We start from the raw sequence: 2,021 nt of genomic DNA on the forward strand, positions 1-2,021 counted from the left end.
GATGCTCGCCGTCCTGGCCCGCGACGCCCTCGACCTGGTCACCTCAGCCGCCCTCGACCGCGTCCGCGACCAACCGTCGATGCAGCTAATGCTGGTGCATCATTAATGCCGTCGCCAACCATTGCTACTTTATTATAAGTTGTCCGCAACGCTTTAATCGAATCTAATTTTTCTTGAGGCATTAGATCTCCTTTTATTTCAGTCACACCTAATTGCTTACCAATAGATTCAGCGGTTTTAGTATTATCACCAGTAAGCATAATAGTGTGTTCAATTGACAACTTGTGGAGTTCAGAAATAACGGCAGCACTTGAATCTCTTACTTCATCCGCGACAGCAATTACTCCTAAAATTTGTTCGTCAGTACCGAAATACATGGCGGTTTTCCCTTGTTCTTGAAATTGTCTGTATTGTACTTTGACCGCTGTTTCTTCGATTACTGATGCAGAAAACAGTTTAGGGCTTCCAATATAGTAACGTATGTTTTGATGTATACCTGTAAGTCCTTTACCTGTGATAGATTGGAAATCCTCGATTTGTATTGACTTGTAATCCACATTAGTTTTATCCGCTTCGTTTAAAATAGCAGAAGCTAATGGGTGTTGAGAAAGAGATTCCAACGATGAAATAATCGATAGATAATTTATATCAGTTTCAGAACTGGTTGCAATGAAATCCGTTACGACAGGCTTTCCTTTTGTTAAGGTTCCAGTCTTATCGAAAGCAATTGCTCTCAAATGACCAATTTCTTCCAGATAGACTCCGCCTTTTACTAAAACACCATTTTTTGCTGCATTACCAATAGCCGAAACAATTGAAACAGGTGTTGAGATCACTAATGAACAAGGACATCCGACAACTAAAATGGATAACCCTTGGTAAAGCCATTTATTCCAGTCACCACCAAAGAATAGCGGAGGAACAACCACTATCAAAAGGGCCATAATAATTATGAATGACGTATAGTATTTTGCAAATTTATCTACAAAGGCTTGTGCAGGAGCTCGTTCTCCTTGCGCTTCTTCAACTAAGTGAATGATTTTGGCAATCGTTGTATCCGTTACTTTTTTTGTTACTTTGACTTCAAGAACACCTTCTTCATTTAGTGTTCCTGCAAACACTTCATCATCTAACTGTTTTTCAACAGGAACCGATTCTCCTGTTATTGCTGCTTGATTTACTGAAGAATGACCGTTGATAACAAGCCCATCCATGGCTATTTTTTGTCCGGGTTTAATGATCATAATATCGTCGATATCGATTTTATCGACACTGACTAATTGCTCTACATTGTTTCTCCTGATAAGAGCTTCTTTGGGAGCTATATCCATAAGAGAACGAATCGACTGTCTTGCTTTATCCATTGAAAATCGTTCCAAAGCTTCGCTAATAGCAAATAGTATTACTACAATAGAACCTTCGGCCCATTCTCCAATAAATGCGGCCCCAATAATTGCAATAGTCATTAAAGATTCCATGGAGAAGTCCAATTTGATCAAATCAGAGAACCCTTCTTTAAATAAATCAAATCCACCAATTATTATTGCCAATATATAAAGAGCTTTCGTTAATAAATGATCTTCGCCCAATGATAGTTGGGAAATCACAGCAACAAGTATAAAACCAAGAGAGATGATTAAAGCGATATTCCGTTTAATAAAAGACTCTTTTGATCTAACTTGTTCATCATTTTCTTGATCATCACGAATGATAAGATTTTCGAAGGCTCCCGCTTCTTCGAGTTCTTCAATTGTTGTTTGGCCTTCTACTGAAATCTTACTTGCACCAAAGTTTACTGTTGCACTCGTAACTCCTGGCAACTGCTTTACATTTTTTTCAAATTTACCTGCACAATTTGTACAGCTTAATCCTTCTATTCGATAGGTTTTTTCGGTCATTTTCTCACTCATGCTAGCACCTCTTCTTTAAAATTTACGCCAAGCTCCATAAGATTTAAGATTTTGATATTTTTAATAAAATAGTAGACTAACTTACCATCCTTGTGACTATCAACTACTCCC

The 2,021-nt window shown here is 38.1% G+C and carries 1 protein-coding gene; it reads right to left on the reverse strand.

The genetic code is table 11. The features are described 5' to 3' along the window. Positions 1–38: 38 nt before the first annotated feature. Positions 39–1,910 carry a heavy metal translocating P-type ATPase gene (locus tag ABT299_RS52525; protein ID WP_500255457.1) on the reverse strand — a complete coding sequence of 624 codons (1,872 nt, stop codon included), beginning with the start codon at positions 1,908–1,910 and terminating at the stop codon, positions 39–41. Between the last annotated feature and the right edge of the window lie 111 nt (positions 1,911–2,021).

It is taken from the genome of Spirillospora sp. NPDC000708 (assembly GCF_040299565.1).
In the GTDB taxonomy this organism is placed as follows: domain Bacteria; phylum Actinomycetota; class Actinomycetes; order Streptosporangiales; family Streptosporangiaceae; genus Spirillospora.